Origin of the sequence: Streptomyces sp. NPDC019937 (assembly GCF_040631655.1) — a bacterium.
Lineage (GTDB): Bacteria > Actinomycetota > Actinomycetes > Streptomycetales > Streptomycetaceae > Streptomyces.
In genome coordinates this window covers 14678-31077 of sequence record NZ_JBEYAL010000068.1, presented here as the reverse complement: position 1 = coordinate 31077, position 16400 = coordinate 14678, and the positions used below count along the sequence as shown (strand labels likewise).

12 protein-coding genes are annotated in these 16400 nt (G+C 73.7%); 8 read left to right on the top strand and 4 right to left on the bottom strand.

All coding sequences use genetic code 11. The features are described 5' to 3' along the window. Positions 1 to 91 precede the first annotated feature (91 nt). The gene (locus tag ABZ562_RS38710; RefSeq protein WP_361489429.1) at positions 92 to 1699 is read right to left on the bottom strand and encodes an acyl-CoA synthetase; all 1608 of its coding nucleotides are present in this window, start codon (positions 1697 to 1699) and stop codon (positions 92 to 94) included. A 164-nt stretch (positions 1700 to 1863) separates the two neighbouring features. On the opposite strand from ABZ562_RS38710, the gene ABZ562_RS38705 reads away from it, so the two are divergent. The 5 genes from ABZ562_RS38705 (at position 1864) to ABZ562_RS38685 (ending at position 6289) form a co-directional block, all read left to right on the top strand. Further along, the gene (locus ABZ562_RS38705; RefSeq protein ID WP_361489427.1) at positions 1864 to 2670 is read left to right on the top strand and encodes a crotonase/enoyl-CoA hydratase family protein; all 807 of its coding nucleotides are present in this window, start codon (positions 1864 to 1866) and stop codon (positions 2668 to 2670) included. 42 nt (positions 2671 to 2712) lie between these two features. After that, positions 2713 to 3690 (top strand): OB-fold domain-containing protein, encoded by a 978-nt coding sequence (locus ABZ562_RS38700; protein ID WP_361489424.1) that lies wholly within the window; start codon positions 2713 to 2715, stop codon positions 3688 to 3690. After that, the gene (locus tag ABZ562_RS38695; protein ID WP_361489421.1) at positions 3691 to 4752 is read left to right on the top strand and encodes a thiolase domain-containing protein; all 1062 of its coding nucleotides are present in this window, start codon (positions 3691 to 3693) and stop codon (positions 4750 to 4752) included. 8 nt (positions 4753 to 4760) lie between these two features. Continuing rightward, positions 4761 to 5927 (top strand): thiolase domain-containing protein, encoded by a 1167-nt coding sequence (locus tag ABZ562_RS38690; protein ID WP_361489434.1) that lies wholly within the window; start codon positions 4761 to 4763, stop codon positions 5925 to 5927. 116 nt (positions 5928 to 6043) lie between these two features. Further along, the gene (locus ABZ562_RS38685) at positions 6044 to 6289 is read left to right on the top strand and encodes a DUF397 domain-containing protein (RefSeq protein ID WP_361489419.1); all 246 of its coding nucleotides are present in this window, start codon (positions 6044 to 6046) and stop codon (positions 6287 to 6289) included. Between the two features lie 19 nt (positions 6290 to 6308). Here the strand turns inward: ABZ562_RS38685 and ABZ562_RS38680 are convergent, their stop codons facing one another. Together ABZ562_RS38680 and ABZ562_RS38675 are read right to left on the bottom strand one after the other, a co-directional pair. Then, positions 6309 to 7037: a leucine-rich repeat domain-containing protein gene (locus ABZ562_RS38680; RefSeq protein WP_361489416.1), complete on the bottom strand. Its 729-nt coding sequence runs from the start codon at positions 7035 to 7037 to the stop codon at positions 6309 to 6311. Between the two features lie 58 nt (positions 7038 to 7095). After that, positions 7096 to 8181 (bottom strand): isoafricanol synthase, encoded by a 1086-nt coding sequence (locus tag ABZ562_RS38675; protein WP_361489413.1) that lies wholly within the window; start codon positions 8179 to 8181, stop codon positions 7096 to 7098. A 247-nt stretch (positions 8182 to 8428) separates the two neighbouring features. On the opposite strand from ABZ562_RS38675, the gene ABZ562_RS38670 reads away from it, so the two are divergent. From ABZ562_RS38670 to ABZ562_RS38660, 3 genes are all read left to right on the top strand, one after another. Next, positions 8429 to 11269: an AAA family ATPase gene (locus ABZ562_RS38670; RefSeq protein ID WP_361489431.1), complete on the top strand. Its 2841-nt coding sequence runs from the start codon at positions 8429 to 8431 to the stop codon at positions 11267 to 11269. A gap of 115 nt (positions 11270 to 11384) precedes the next feature. Continuing rightward, positions 11385 to 11885 (top strand): hypothetical protein, encoded by a 501-nt coding sequence (locus ABZ562_RS38665; protein ID WP_361489412.1) that lies wholly within the window; start codon positions 11385 to 11387, stop codon positions 11883 to 11885. Positions 11886 to 11898: 13 nt separating this feature from the next. Continuing rightward, positions 11899 to 14232 carry a glycoside hydrolase family 95 protein gene (locus ABZ562_RS38660; protein WP_361489411.1) on the top strand — a complete coding sequence of 778 codons (2334 nt, stop codon included), beginning with the start codon at positions 11899 to 11901 and terminating at the stop codon, positions 14230 to 14232. Between the two features lies 1 nt (position 14233). Here ABZ562_RS38660 and ABZ562_RS38655 read toward each other — a convergent pair whose 3' ends face one another. Continuing rightward, positions 14234 to 16318 carry a peptidoglycan recognition family protein gene (locus ABZ562_RS38655; RefSeq protein WP_361489409.1) on the bottom strand — a complete coding sequence of 695 codons (2085 nt, stop codon included), beginning with the start codon at positions 16316 to 16318 and terminating at the stop codon, positions 14234 to 14236. Between the last annotated feature and the right edge of the window lie 82 nt (positions 16319 to 16400).

Here is a 16400-nt window from a genome sequence, read left to right as displayed (position 1 = left end):
AACACCCGCGACCGTTCGTCTGGACGAAGACAGCCGACGAGATCCTCGACAAAGTGGCCGCCTACTGCCACCGAATCTCCGACTCAGGTCACTAGCGCTCTTCGGCCGCGACCGCGCGGGCCCAGCGGTAGTCCGCCTTGCCGCTGGGGGAGCGCTGGATGTGGTCGGTGAAGACGACCGTACGGGGGATCTTGTACCCGGCGAGCCGGCCGCGGCAGTGGTCCCGCACCGCGTCGGCCGTGAGCGCTCCGGCCCCCTCCCGGGGCTGGACGACGGCCGCGACCCGGTTGCCCCAGCGCTCGTCCGGGACGCCCGCCACCAGCGCGTCGTACACGTCCGGATGGGCCTTCAGGGCCTGTTCCACCTCCTCCGGGTACACCTTCTCGCCGCCGGTGTTGATGCACTGGGAGCCCCGGCCGAGGACCGTGATCACGCCGTCCTCGTCGACCGTTCCCATGTCGCCGAGCAGCACCCAGCGTTCGCCGTCCGCCTCGAAGAAGGTCTCGGCGGACTTCTTCGGGTCGTTGTAGTAGCCGAGCGGCACATGGCCGCGCTGGGCGATCCGGCCCGGTTCGCCGGGCGCCACGGGCCGGTGGGTCGCCGGGTCGACCACCGTCGTACGGGTGTGGACGCTGACCCGGAACCCCTTCTCGGGGCCCGAGTCCGCGGTGGCGGTGCCGTTGAACCCGGACTCCGAGGAGCCGAAGTTGTTGAGCAGCAGGGTGTGCGGTGCGAGCGCGGTGAACTGGGCGCGCACGGTGTCCGAGAGGATCGCCCCGGAGCTGCTGACGCTGAGCAGCGGGGACAGGTCGATGTCCTTCAGGGGGCCGCTGAGGGCGTCCACCAGGGGGCGCAGCATCGCGTCGCCGACCAGGGAGACCGTACTGACCTTCTCCTTCTCGATCGTCCTCAGCACCTCCTCGGGCACGAACTTCCGGTGCAGGACCACCTTCTGGCCGAAGTTGAGCCCGATGAACGCCGTGAGGGTCGAGGTGCCGTGCATCAGCGGCGCGGTGGGGAAGAAGACCAGGCCGTCGCCGGAGGCGGCCACCCGCTCGGCCAGCTCCTCGGGACGGCCGACCGGGATGCCGGTCGGCGCGCCGCCGCCGAGCCCGGAGAAGAAGAGGTCCTCCTGCCGCCACACCACGCCCTTGGGCATGCCGGTGGTGCCGCCGGTGTAGATGATGAAGCGGTCGTCCGGGGAGCGGGGCGGGAAGCCGCGCGCGTCGGAGCCCGACGCCTCGGCCTCGGCGAACGGGACGGCCCCCGGCGCCCCCGCCCCGTCGCCGACCTGGACGAGATGGCGCAGGACGTCCGTACGCGGCAGCGCCGCGGCCACCCGGTCGCCGAACTCGGCGTCGTAGACCAGGGCGGCCAGATCGGCGTCGCGGTAGAGGTAGACCAGCTCGTCCTCCACGTAGCGGTAGTTGACGTTCACCGGCACGGCCCGGATCTTCAGGCAGGCGAGGACGGTCTGCAGGTACTCCACGCCGTTGCAGAGGTGGAGACCCACGTGTTCGCCCGGCGCGATGCCGCTGCTCCGGAGGTGGTGGGCGAGCCGGTTGGCGGCGGCGTCGAGCTGGGCGTAGGTCAGCCGCCGCTCGGCTCCGGTGCCCGGGTGGTCCGCGTACACCAGCGCCTCTCTGCCGGGCACGGTGTCCACGATCGACTCGAACAGGTCGGCAAGGTTGTACTCCACGGCTCCTCCTGACCTGACATCGGGCGGGCTCGGCGCTCATGACAGCACCGCGGGGGAGAGGTGGGAAGGGCCGCGCCGAAGAAATCTGACTGGGCATCAGATTTCTCTTGAAGTCGCTCCCGCCCTCCTGCAACCTGTTCTAGGTCTGAGACGGGAGGACTGCCGTGCCGCACGGGACCGAACACCTCATCGTCGAGCGCATAGGCGCCACGCTGGTGCTCACGCTCAACCGGCCAGAGGCCAAGAACGCGCTCTCGCTGCCCATGCTGGTCGGGCTGTACGACGGCTGGATCGAGGCCGACGAGGACGACTCCGTACGGTCTGTCGTGCTCACCGGCGCCGGCGGCGTCTTCTGCGCCGGGATGGACCTCAAGGCGCTCGCGGGCGGCGGCCGGATGGCGGGACAGCACCACCGGGACCGGCTCAAGGCCGACCCCGACCTCCACTGGAAGGCCATGCTCCGCCACCACCGGCCGCGCAAACCGGTGATCGCCGCCGTCGAGGGCCACTGCGTCGCGGGCGGCACCGAGATCCTGCAGGGCACCGACATCCGGGTGGCGGGCCGCGGCGCGACCTTCGGGCTGTACGAGGTCCGGCGCGGGCTCTTCCCCATCGGCGGCTCCACGGTGCGGCTGGCCCGCCAGGTGCCGCGCACCCACGCCCTGGAGATGCTGCTCACCGGCCGCCCCTACCCCGCCGAGGAGGCCCAGCGGATCGGGCTGATCGGCCATGTCGTGCCCGACGGGACCGCGCTGAGGAAGGCCCTGGAGATCGCCGAACTCATCAACGCCAACGGCCCGCTCGCCGTCGAGGCGGTCAAGGCATCCGTCTACGACACCGCCGAGATGACCGAAACCGACGGCCTCGCGTCCGAACTCGAACGCGGCTGGCCGATCTTCGACACCGCCGACGCCAAAGAGGGATCGAAGGCCTTCGCGGAGAAACGCCCGCCGGTCTACCGCCGGGCCTGATCCGCCACCCCCATGTCACCGGCCGCAGAAGGAGACGCCCCCATGACACCGGCTCCCGCCCCCGAGGTGCTGCAGGCCCCTCTGGTCGTCGAGTTCCCCTTCACCCGCTCCCTCGGCCCCGTCCAGAGCGCCTTCCTCACGGGCCTGCGCGAGCGCACCGTGCTCGGCGTACGGACCTCCGACGGCCGGGTGCTCGTCCCGCCCGTCGAATACGACCCGGTCACCGCCGGCGAACTGCGCGACCTCGTCCAGGTCGCCCCCACCGGCACCGTCACCACCTGGGCCTGGAACCCGGCCCCGCGCCGCGGCCAGCCCCTGACCACCCCCTTCGCCTGGGCGCTGGTACGGCTCGACGGTGCCGACACCGCCTTGCTGCACGCCCTCGACGCGCCGGGGCCGGAGGCCGTGCGCACCGGCATGCGGGTACGGGCCCGCTGGGCCGGGGAGCGCGAGGGTGCCATCACCGACATCGCCTGCTTCGAACCGTATGACGCCGACGATGCCGCCGACGCCGCGCACGTCCCCGAACCCGCCCCGCACGGCGGGCAGTTCGACGACCCCGTCACCGGCATCGTCGCCCCCGCCCGCCTCGACTACACCTACGCCCCCGGCCGCGCCCAGTCCCGCTACCTCGCCGCCCTCGCCGGGCGGAAGACGCTCGCCGAGCGCTGCCCGTCCTGCCGCAAGGTGTACGTACCGCCCCGCGGCGCCTGCCCCACTTGCGGCGTCGCCACCGACGAACAGGTCGAGGTCGGACCGGGCGGCACCGTCACCACCTTCTGCATCGTCAACATCAAGGCCCGCAACCTCGACATCGAAGTGCCGTACGTCTACGCCCACATCGCCCTCGACGGCGCCGACCTCGCCCTCCACGGCCGCATCGGCGGCATCCCGTACGACCAGGTGCGGATGGGGCTGCGGGTCACGCCCGTATGGACCGAGGGCGGCCGCTACCCCGACCACTACCGGCCCACCGGCGAACCCGACGCCGACTACGACACCTACAAGGAGCTGTTGTAGATGCGAGACGTCGCCATCGTCGCCTTCGGGCAGAGCGGAACCCGGCGCACCAGCGCGGAGGTCTCCGAGGTCGAGATGCTGATGCCCGTCCTCCACCAGGTGCTCGACGCGGTCGGCCTGCGCGCCGGCGAGATCGGCTTCACCTGCTCCGGCTCCTCCGACTACCTCGCCGGCCGCGCCTTCTCCTTCACCATGGCGCTGGACGGCGTCGGCGCCTGGCCGCCCATCTCCGAGTCCCACGTCGAGATGGACGGCGCCTGGGCGCTGTACGAGGCCTGGGTCAAGCTGCTCACCGGCGAGGCCGACACCGCGCTCGTCTACTCCTACGGCAAGTCCTCGCCCGGCGATCTGCCCGAGGTCCTGACCCGCCAGCTCGACCCGTACTACGTCGCGCCCCTGTGGCCCGACTCGGTCTCCCTGGCCGCCCTCCAGGCCCAGGCCCTCCTCGACGCGGGCGACACCGACGAGCGTGCCCTCGCCGAGGTCGCCGCGCGCGGCCGCACCGCCGCCGCGGACAACCCGCACGCCCAGGTGACCGGCTCCGCCCCGCCCGCCGCCCTCCTCGAAGCCCCGTACCTGGTGCGGCCGCTGCGCCGCCACGACTGCCCGCCCATCGGCGACGGCGCCGCCGCCGTGGTGCTCGCCGCCGGGGACACCGCGCGGCGGCTGTGCGCCCGCCCCGCCTGGATCCGCGGCATGGACCACCGCATCGAACCGCACTCCCTGGGCGTACGGGACCTCACCCGCTCCCCGTCGACCCGGCTCGCCGCGACCCGCGCCGGGGCCTTCGAGGCGCCCGCCGACCTCGCCGAACTCCACGCCCCCTTCACCTCGCAGGAGATCATCCTGCGCCGCGAACTGGACCTGGGCGACGGCGTCCGCGTCAACCCCTCCGGCGGGGCACCGGCCGCCCACCCCATGATGGCCGCCGGACTCATCCGGCTCGGCGAGGCCGCCGCCGCCATCCACCGCGGCGCGAGCGACCGGGCGCTGGCCCACGCAACCTCCGGCCCCTGCCTGCAACAGAACCTGGTCGCCGTCCTGGAAGGGGACGTCCGGTGAGCCGTTCAGTGAGCAAGGAACCGGTGGCCGTCGTCGGCGTCGGCCAGACCAAGCACACCGCCGCCCGGCGCGACGTCTCCCTGGCCGGGCTGGTCCGGGAGGCCGCCGTACGGGCCCTCGACGACGCCGAGCTGACCTGGGCCGACATCGACGCCGTGGTCATCGGCAAGGCGCCCGACTTCTTCGAGGGCGTCATGATGCCCGAGCTGTACCTCGCCGACGCGCTCGGCGCGGTCGGCAAACCCATGCTGCGCGTGCACACCGCGGGCTCGGTCGGCGGATCCACCGCGCTCGTCGCCGCCAACCTGGTCGCCGCCCGCGTCCACCGCACCGTGCTCACCCTGGCGTTCGAGAAGCAGTCCGAGTCCAACGCCATGTGGGGGCTCTCCCTGCCCGTGCCCTTCCAGCAGCCGCTGCTGGCCGGGGCCGGCGGATTCTTCGCGCCCCACGTCCGCGCGTACATGCGGCGCACCGGCGCGCCCCCGGCCATCGGCGCGCTCGTCGCCTACAAGGACCGCCGCAACGCCCTGCGCAACCCCTACGCCCACCTCCACGAACACGATCTGACGCTGGAGCAGGTGCGGTCCTCGCCGATGCTGTGGGACCCCATCCGCTACTCCGAGACCTGCCCCTCCTCCGACGGCGCGTGCGCCATGGTGCTCACCGACCGCACCGGCGCCGCCCGCGCCCCCCGGCCACCCGCCTGGATGCACGGCGGCGCCATGCGCAGCGAGCCGACGCTCTTCGCGGGCAAGGACTGCGTCTCGCCCCGGGCCGGGCGCGACTGCGCCGCCGACGTCTACCGGCAGGCCGGGATCACCGACCCGCGCCGCGAGATCGACGCGGTCGAGATGTACGTTCCGTTCAGCTGGTACGAGCCGATGTGGCTGGAGAACCTGGGCTTCGCGGCCGAGGGGGAGGGCTGGAAGCTCACCGAGTCCGGGGTGACCGAGATCGGCGGAGAGCTGCCCGTCAACCCCTCGGGCGGGGTGCTGTCCACCAACCCCATCGGCGCCTCCGGCATGCTCCGCTTCGCCGAAGCGGCCCTCCAGGTCCGCGGCCTGGCGGGCGAGCACCAGGTCGAGGGGGCCCGCACGGCACTCGGCCACGCCTACGGCGGCGGCTCGCAGTTCTTCGCCATGTGGGTGGTCGGGGCGGCCCCTCCCACAACATGAACCGTGCACCCGGACGACGTCCGCCGGACAGCTCACATCCTCCTTTCGTGGCCTGTCCGGCACCGGCCGCGATCGCTAGGGTGGGGCCGGGACGACGATCCGGGAGGAGCCGACACGTGGCAGACACCACCACGACCGCACAGCCGCTCAGGGGCAACGGCGAGAAGCCCGACCTCGACCTCACGGGCGCCCAGTGGCAGTCGAGCAGCCAGGGGGTGGGCGATGTCGAGATCGCCTTCGTCGAGGGCTTCATCGCGATGCGCCACGGCGGCCGTCCCGAAGGCCCGGCCCTGATCTTCACCCCCGCCGAATGGCGCGCCTTCGTCCTGGGAGCGCGCGAGGGCGAGTTCGACCTCACCTGAGCGTCAGCCCGCCGCGGCTTCACCTGAGCACGACGCAGCCCCGCTCGACGAGCGCCCGGACGGCCGGGCCGTCATCGACACCGTCGTCGAGCGGGTTCCAGCGCAGGTCGAGCTTCTCCAGGGCGGGCAACTCGGTCAGCCAGCCGGGGAGCGTCCGGATCCCGTTGCCACGCAGATCGAGTTGGCGCAGCCGCGGAAGCCCCCGCAGCGGCCCGGGTACGCCGGTCAGCGCGTTCTCCCGCAGCTCCAGCCGGCGCAGCTGACCGAGCGCGGACACCCCGGCGGGCAGGGCGGTGATCCGGTTGCCGCGCAGCCACAGCTCCCGCAAGCCGCCGAGCTGTCCGATCGAGCCCGGCAGCTCGGTCAGTCCGGCGTGCTGGGCGCGCAGCTCCACCAGTCCCGCCATGCCGCCCAGTTCCTCCGGCAACCGGCCGAGCGGGTTCTCGCCGACGTTGAGATAGCCCAGCCGTTCGAGCCGGCCGAGCGAACGTGGCAGCCGGGTGAGCCGGTTGTCGTGCAGATAGAGGCAGCGGGTCAGCCCCGACAGCTCGCCGATCTCCTCCGGGATCTCGGCGAGCCGGTTGTGGCCGAGGTCCAGCGTGTGCAGCCGCCGCAGCCGTCCGAGGGCGGGCGGGAGACGGGTGAGGTCGTTGTCGGCCAGGATCAGGACGCGCAGGCCGGTACGCCGCCAGATCTCGTCGGGGGCCTCGGCCAGCCCCGCCTTCCACAGGTCGAGTGTGTCGTCCACGTGCCCTTGATACCCGAACGGCCCGCCGCGGCGGGCCGTTCGTGCGTAGCGGACCCGGTCAGGCGGGACCGGGGGCGCTGAGTCCGGCCCACGGTCGTTGGCGGCCGTCGCTGACCGCCGCTATGCCCCGCTCGTCGTAGCGGGCCGTCCGCAGGGACCAGCCCAGGTTGCCGCACATCACGTGGCGCATTCCGTCCACGTAGTGGTCCACGTCCCGGCGCAGTTCCGCCCCCGCGCCCGCCTCGGCGAGCAGCCGCGGCAGCCTCTCCGCGGTCTGCTCGAACCAGCGGTAGCGCGCGTTGGCGAGGCCCGCGATGTGCTCGACCGCGTCCTCCAGGGTGCCGCCGTGCCGCTGGTGGCGGACGATGACGGTGTTGTGGACGTCCCCGGCGGCCAGCTCCTTGTCCAGGGAGGCGATGTCGTTGGTGAAGACCACCACGTCGTCCGTGGCCTCCCGCATCCGGGCCAGCGGATGGCCGCCGTGCAGCGCGGCGGGCAGGGCGTAGCCGCCGAAGCGCTCGCCGAGGTCCAGGCACGGCTGCACGCCGATCGAGTGGCGGCGCAGCGCGAGGACCGCGTCCACCGAGGGCGGGGGCCCCTGCGCGCCGGTGCGGTCCAGCGCCTCGCGGTGGTAGGAGTGCAGATACTCCAGCCAGTGGTGGCGGAAGCGTTCCCGCCATACCGGCGGCCGGCCCGCGTGGATGCGCCGCCACAGATCGCGGAAGCTCTCCAGCAGGGGCCCGCCGCCCCGGCCCGGCGCGTCGTCCGGCTCCTCGGTGACCCGTATGACGTCCCGCACCATCCGGGCCACCGCCTCCGGGCGGCACCCGAGTTCGCCGTCGAACTGATCGTCGAAGACGAAGTACCAGCCGATGAGATCGTTGCCGACGTCCAGCTCCGCACCGGTCGTCCGGGGGTAGAACAGACCTGTCAGCAGGTCGAAGCGGAGCGCGTCGTACTCGGCGACCGCGCCGCCGGCCCCGAACACGCCGTACCGCGACAGCCATTGGACGGTGTGCACTCTGGCGGCCCCGGTTCCGGGGCTGGGGTCGGCCGAGGCCGGAAAGTCGAGCAGGGCCGCCCGGCTCAGCAGCGCCGCGTGCCGGGCCTGCGGGCGCGAGGTGGTCGTGTACGTCGTGTTCATGGCGGTATCGCCCCCCTTCGGTTCCGGGGAAGGCCATGCCGCCCATACCACAAGCCCCCGCGGCGACGAGCCGACCCGATGAATCCGGTCATCCTCGCGCGGTGAACGTGCCATCGATAGAGCAAGAGTTGAATTGGCGTGTGCCAATGGCAATGCCAGAAGGAAAAACCCGCATACCGGGCTACGGAGCGTGCCAGACGGGCTACGCTCGGCGTTACGTGCCGAAGGGGAACGAAACGTGGCGGACATGATGGGCCGGCAGGACCGGACACGTCGGGCACTGCTGGAGCGGGAGGCGGAACTCGCGGCGGTCGACGTCGCGTTGACCGATCTGTGCGGATCCGATCCCGGTGATCCGTCCGGCACCCGCACCGGCGGAGTGATCGCCTTCGCCGGACCGGGCGGCGTCGGCAAGACCGCGGTGCTCGGCGAGATGCGCCGCCGGGCCGCCCACCGCGGCTGCACCGTGATGTCGGCGCGCGGCGGCGAGCACGAGCAGGGCGCCGCGTTCCACGTCGTACGGCAGCTCTTCCAGCCCGTGCTCGCGACGACCGGCGAGGAGGAGCACCGCAGAATCCTGGGCAGCTGGTACGACATCGTCGCGCCCGCCGTGGGCCTGGTGGTCTCCGGAAGCGGCGGCTCACCCGACCCGCAGGGCGTGCGCGACGGCCTGGACTGGCTGGTCACCCGGTTCGCGGTGGAGCACGCCCCGGTCGTGATGATCCTGGACGACGTCCACTGGGCCGACCTCGAATCCCTGGACTGGCTCATCCGGTTCGCCGCCCGCGCCGTGGACCTGCCCCTGCTGATCGCCGTCGGCTACCGCCCGGAGGACCTGACCGCCGACGCCGCCGCGGTCCGCGGTCTCACCGAGCGGCAGGGCTCGCGGCCGCACGTGCTCGCCCCGCTCACCCCGGCCGGGGTCGGCAGGATCGTGCGGGACGTCCTCGGCGAGGAGGCCGACGAGGCGTTCTGCCGCGAGTGCTGGGCGGTGACCGGCGGCAACCCCTTCGAGGTCGTCGAGCTGACCGCCAAGGTCCGCGACCGCGACCTGAAACCGCAGACGGTGAACCTCAGCGCGCTGCGCGAGCTGGTCGCCGCCGCCAACGTCGCCGGGCTCAGCGAGACCGAGACCACCGAGCAGGTGGCGCGGCTCGCGGACGCCCGCATCCTCGCCCCGCCGCGGCAGGGCGCCCGCGGCGCCCAGCCGCTGGAATTCCTCCACCCGCTCATCGCCACCGCCGTCTACCAGGCGATCCCCGGCGCCCTGCGCGTGGCCATGCACGGCCAGGCCGCCTCCGTGGTGCTCGCCGCGGGCCTGGGCTCCGCGGCCGCCGGACGCCATCTGCTGGAGATGCACCCCGAGGGCGACTCCTGGGTGGTGCGCCACCTCAGGGAGGCGGCCCGGGAGTATCTGCGGGCCGGCGCCCCCGACGCCGGGCGCCGCTGCCTCGCCCGCGCCCTGCGCGAGCCGCCCGCCCCGGAGGAGCGCGCCGCCGTCCTGTACGAGCTGGGCTGCTCCGCCCAGCTCACCGAGCCCTCCGTCACCGTCAACCATTTACTGGCCGCCCTGGAGGAGCCCGGTCTCGGCTCCGACCTGCGCGAAGCGATCACCTACCGGCTCGCCCAGGCGTACGGTTACAGCGGCCGCATGGAGGAGGCCGCGCAGGTCGTCGCGGCCGAGGTGGGCCGGGCCACCAGCGCCCGCGCCCGGCTGCGGATGCAGGCCGAACAGTTCATGTGGAACATGTTCCGCGCCGACGAGAAGGAGTCCCCCGCCCGCTCCCGCCGCCTCGCCCGGCTGGCCGACCACCTCACCGGCCGCGGCATGGCCGAGCGCTATCTGCTGGGCCTGCGCGCCTGGGACGCGATGACGCGCGGAGAACCGGCGGCCACCGCCCTTCACTACGCCGAAGAGGCCCTGGGCGACGGCCTGAGCTGGACCGACGACGACTGGGGCTTCGAGGTGCCGATCCTGGTCGCCCTGATCTTCCTCCACTGCGACCAGCCCGGACGCGCCGAGGCGCTGTTCAACACCGGCATAGCGGAATGCGAGCGCAAGGGCTGGCGCGGATCCCACCTGGCGTTCGGCATCACCCTCCTCGGATACGCCCGGCTGCGCCGCGGAGCCCTCGTCGAAGCGGAGGAACTGGCCCGCGAGGGCATGCGCATCGCGGACCTCGTCGGCTCCTCCACCCCCGCGCACTGGACCGCCGTCGGCACCCTCATCGAAACCCTGATCAGCCGCGGCCGGATCCGGGAGGCGCAGGAGTTCGCGGCCGGCCACGGCGGCGAGATCCTTCCGCAGGCCGTGCTCTGCCCCGACGTGCCCACCGTCCGCGGCGAACTGCTGCTCGCCTCCAACCTGCACGGCGAGGCCCGGCAGCAGCTCGCCGAGGTCGGCCGTCGGATGGACGGCCGCGGCATGCGCAACCCCGTCTGGTGCCCCTGGCAGCTCCACATGGCCCAGGCCCTCGCGCTGACCGACCCCCGCCAGGCCGCCGAGGTCGCCGACGACGCGGTGCGCCGCGCCCGCCAGTTCGGCACCCACTCGGCCATCGGCCGGGCGCTGCACAGCGCAGCCGCCGTGGCCCAGGGCTCGGAGCGGATCAAGCTGCTGGCCGAGGCCGTCAGCCATCTGGAGCGCTCGCCGTCCGCGTACGACCTGGCCGTGGCGCTGGTCGACCACGGCGCCGCGCTGCGCCGCGTCGGCCTGCCCCAGGAGGCCGGGGACCGGCTCTACCGCGGGCTGGAGGGCGCGGTCCAGTGCGGCGCGGACAGCCTCGCCTCCCGGGCCCGCGACGAGCTGTCCGCCGCCGGGCTCCGCCCCATGCAGCTGCGGGTCGACCACACCAGCCCGCTCACCTCGCAGGAGCAGGCCGTCGCCGAGCGGGCCGCCGAGGGCTGGCCGGACGACCGGATCGGCGAGGAGATGGGCCTCGCCGAGCGCGAGGTGGCCCGGCTGCTGTCCGGCGTCTACCGCAAGGTCGGCACCGACCGGGGCGGCCTCGCCACCCTCCTCGGCACCCCCCGCCCCGACCGGACCCGCGGCGCCCTGCCGACCGGACCCGGGGCACCCGGCGACTGAGCCCGGCGGCGGCCTGGTGACCGGATCCACGGCGCCGGGAGCGGGGGGTTCTCGGGGCGGGAAGGACGGTGCTCCCGGGCAGGGGAACCGGTCGCGGGCCACGTACCATGTCCGCATGTCCTTCCTCCGCCGCCGCAGCGCTGCCACGCCCACCGGGCCGGACTTCGACGTCCTGGCCATGGACCCGGGGGACTGGCCCGGCGATCTTGGCGCGGGGCTGCTGCCCGCCCCGGACGGCACCTGCCAGGGCGTCTTCCTGCGCTACGACCTGTTCGGCGGCCGCGGCCCGGCGATGATCATCGGGAATCTGCCCGAGGGCTCCCCGGCCCGCGAGGTGGCCGAGGACCAGGCCCCGTTCGAGGTGACCCAGCTGCTGGCCGCCCTCGGCAACGAGGAGCCGGTCCACGTCGTGGACACCGAGGACACCCCGGTCATGCACGACGACAACCTCCTCATCGTGCGCCGGATCAAGCTGTCCGAAGGCCGGATCTCCTGCGCCCAGTTCGACCGCAGCGACGGCGTCCTCGTCACCATCGCCAGCTGGGACCGGCCGATCACCGACGATCTGTACCGGCTGCTCAAGCCGCTGCCCGCGGAGATGTTCCAGCAGGGCTGACGGGACGATCCCGATGGCCCACCGGGCGCTCCGGTACGACACCCCCGCCGCGGACTGGGAGCGCGAGGCGCTGCCCATCGGCAACGGCACGCTCGGCGCGATGGTCTTCGGCGGGGTGGCCCGGGAACGGATCCAGTTCAACGAGAAGTCGTTATGGACCGGCGGCCCCGGCGGCCCGGACTCCCCGCCCTACGACCACGGCAACTGGCGTGAGCCGCGCCCGGGAGCCCTCGCGGCCGTCCAGCGGCTGATCGAGGAGCACGGCACGGCCGCCCCCGACGACGTGGCGGCCCGGCTCGGACAGCCCCGCATCCGCTACGGCGCCTACCAGACCTTCGGCGATCTGTGGCTGGAGATCCCCGGCGCGCCCGAAACCCCGGACCGCTACCGCCGACGGCTCGACATCGGCCGGGGCGTGGCCTCCGTGGAGTACGCCGCCCACGGCGCGCGGCACCGGCGCGAGTTCTTCGCCTCGTACCCCGATCGGGTGATCGCCGGACGGCTGAGCACGGCCCCCGGCCCCGTCGCCTTCACCCTGCGCCACACCTCACCCCGCCCCGGCGACCACCACGTCACCGCCCACGACGGGCGGCTGACGATCCGCGGCGCGCTGGCGGACAACGGGCTGCGCTTCGAGGCCCAGGTGCGGGTGGTGTGCGACGGCGGCACCGTGACGGCCGGGGCGGACGGCACGCTCACCGTCACCGGCGCCCACGGCGCCTGGTTCGTCCTCGCCGCCGGGACCGACTACGCCGACAGCCACCCCGACTACCGCGGCGAGGATCCCCACCGGGTCGTCGCCGAGGCCGTGGACGCCGCCGCGGAGCAGGGCTGGCCCACCCTGCTGAGCCGCCATGTCCGCGACCACCGCGCCCTGTTCGACCGCACGGCGCTGGACCTCGGCGGACAGGCCCCGCCGGACCTGCCCACCGACCGCCAACGCGCCGCGTACACCGGCGGGGACGACCCGGCCGACCGGGCCCTGGAGGAGCTGTTCTTCGCCTACGGCCGCTACCTCCTCATCGCTTCCTCACGCCCCGGCGCCCCGCTCCCCGCGGGCCTCCAGGGCGTCTGGAACGACAGCGTGCAGCCCGCCTGGTCGGCCGACTACCACACCAACATCAACCTCCAGATGAACTACTGGCCGGCCCACGCCCTCAACCTCGCGGAGACCGCCGAGCCGCTGCACCGCTTCATCACCGCCCTGCGCGCCCCCGGCCGGATCACCGCCCGCGAGATGTTCGGCGCCCGCGGCTGGGTCGTGCACAACGAGACCAATCCGTACGGCTTCACCGGCGTCCACGACTGGCCCACCGCCTTCTGGTTCCCCGAGGCGGCCGCCTGGCTCGTCCACCACCTGTACGAGCACTACCGCTTCACCCTCGACACCGGCTTCCTGCGGGACACCGCGTACCCCGCGATGCGGGAGGCCGCCGCGTTCTGGCTGGACACCCTGCGCCCCGACCCCCGGGACGGCACGCTCGTCGTCTCACCCGGCTACTCGCCCGAGCACGGCGACTTCACCGCGGGGCCCGCCATGTCCCAGCAGATCGTCCACGACCTGCTCACCGCCACCCTGGAGGCGGCCCGCGCCCTCGGCGACGACCTCGCCTTCCAGGCCGCGCTGCGGCGCGCCCTGGACGCCCTCGACCCGGGGCTGCGCATCGGCTCCTGGGGCCAGCTCCAGGAGTGGAAGGCCGACCTGGACGACCCCGCCGACACCCACCGGCACGCCTCCCACCTCTTCGCCCTGCACCCCGGACGGCAGATCGCCCCGGACGGCCCCTGGGCCGGGGCCGCCGCGGTCTCCCTGGACGCGCGCGGCGACGGCGGCACCGGCTGGAGCCGGGCATGGAAGGTCCACTTCTGGGCCCGGCTGCGCGACGGCGACCGCGCCCATCGGCTGTTGGCCGGACAGCTGACGGATTCCACTCTCCCCAACCTGTGGGACACCCATCCGCCGTTCCAGATCGACGGCAACTTCGGCGCCGCCGCCGGGATCGCCCAGATGCTGCTGCAGAGCCACCGCGGGGTGCTGGACGTCCTGCCCGCCCTGCCACGCCGCTGGCCGGACGGCTCGGTGCGCGGGCTGCGCGCCCACGGCGACCTCACGGTCGGCATCACCTGGCGCGCGGGACGCGCCCGTACCCTCACCGTCACGGCGGGACACGACGGGCCGGTCCGGATGCGCGGCGCCCTGTTCGCGCGCCCGTACACCCTCCACGACGGCGCCACGGGCCACGAGACGGCCGTACGCGACGACACCGGCGACCCCGGCGACGGTGCCCGTACGGTCACGCTCGCGGCCCGCGGCGGCCACACCTACCGCTTCGCGGCGCGCGGCTGACTCACCGGCCCGAGCGCCGCACCCGCACATCCGCTGCCCGGACGAACGCCACCCGGTGCCCGAACTGGATCTGGTAGTAGATGTCCTGACCGCGCACCACGATGTGGCCGGATTCGTCGAAGGTGGTCGCCCACAGATACTCACCCTGGGTCCTCAGCCCCAGCGCGTACCGCTGCCCGGCGAGCAGCTTGTACGGCAGTGGTGAGACCGCCTGCACCGGTACGCCCTCCGGGTACGCCTCCTTCTCCGGGTAGGCGCGCCCGTACACCGGGACCTCCGCCAGGCCCGCCTTCGGCGTGACCACGAGGCCCTTGCCGTGGACGGCCGTGGGCCGCCGCCGGGGGTTGTGGAACCACGCCTGCTGGCCGAGGTACCAGATCGCCGTCCAGTCGCCCTGCCGCCCCGCGACCGCGAACTGCTGGCCGGTGGTGGCGCGGGCGCCGGTGTCGTTGACGCCGGTGGTCGAGTCGGCGCCGTCCGGACGCAGCCCGATGTCCTTCACCAGCGGGGCGTCGTCGCTCGGCGCCGTGTGCAGCCGCACCGCGGACGAACCGTGCGGGACGCACTCCTGGCCCGCCTGCTCGCAGCCGGTGTAGACGGGCTGGTTCGTGTCGTAGTCCGGGCGGATGGTGACCAGCCCCCCGGAGGCGCCCGCGGTGCGGTGGAAGGGGGCGCCGAGGAGGCTGAAGTAGTGCGCCCAGTCCCAGTACGGGCCCGGGTCGGTGTGCATGCCCTTGATGGTGGTGGCGGTCGTGCCGGGCACATTGTCGTGGCCCAGGATGTGCTGACGGTCCAGCGGGATGCCGTACCGCCGGGCCAGCCACTTCACCAGCCGGGCCGACGAACGGTACATCGCCTCCGTGTACCAGGCGTCGGGCGCGGTGAGGAAGCCCTCGTGCTCCAGGCCGATGGACTTGGCGTTGACGTACCAGTTGCCCGCGTGCCAGGCGACGTCCTTGAGCGGCACGTGCTGGGCGATATGGCCGTCGGAGGAGCGCAGGGTGTACTGCCAGGAGACGTACGTCGGGTCCTGGACCAGCTTGATGGTGGTGTCCCAGGAGCCCTCGGTGTCATGGATGACGATGTAGTCGATCATCTGGGACAGGGGGCGGTTGCCCAGGTCGTGGTTGCCGTAGTCGTTGTCCCCGAACTGCTCGTAGGGGGCTGGGATCCACTCGCACGACACGTTGTCAGGGGCCTCGACGTGCGGATCCCGCTTGGGGTCCGGCAGGCCGAGCGACCGCAGCTGCCGCCGGTCCGCGGCGACCTGGGGGGCGGCGTCGAGCGTGACCCGCTCACCGTCGCCCGTGGTGCGCGCCGCGCCGCCGCGGATCACGTCGTAGACGTCGTCGGCGAACACGGCGGCCGCCGTGGCGCTGTCGGCGCCCGAATAGGCCGCCACCGCCGCGTACCAGTCCGCCGGGTCCTCGCTCGGCGGCAGCCCCAGCTTCTTCTGCTCGGCTGCCAGCAGCGCCGCACCGCCGCGCACATTGGCCGCCACGTCGCCGCGCAGCGCGGCGGCGGACAGCCCCGTCAGCTCCGCGGCCCGGTCCAGCGTGCGCAGCCGCGCGGGCAGCCGCCGCGGCTCGGGCACCGAGGCCTCCGGCACCCGCAGGGGCCGCGCCTGGTCGCCGCGGGCGTCCTCGGTGCCCCGGCTGTGGTGCGGGGCCGCGGAGAGGGCGGTGAAGGCGTCGGTGAGGTGCATGGGGCCGTAGCCGCCGGTGACGCTGGGCGCGCCGCGATGGCCGTCCCAGCGCGACTGCAGATACGACACGCCCAGCAGCACGCTCAGCGGCACCCGGTGCTCCTTCGCCGCCGCCGCGAAGGCCCGTTGCAGCGCCCCGGACCCGTCCGGGGATGGGGCCGGGGCGCCACCCGAGGGCGGCTGGTCGGCCCGGGCGGCCGGGGCCGCGGCGATGACCGGGAGCAGAAAGGCGGCGGACGCGGCGGCGGACGCGGTCCGCAGCGCCGTCCTCCGGCTGGGGCCGGGGGCGGGTCTGTCCGCGTCCCTGCCCGTGGCTGTGTCTGCGCCTCTGCCCGTGCCCTTGTCCGGGTCGTGGGCGCTGTCGGGTGCGGATCCTGGCATTGCAGCCTCCTCGAGGTGGGCTGAGCCGAACCGTTGGCCGTGCCTCGCCTCCCAGGAGGCAGGAGGCACGGCTAACAGCTAT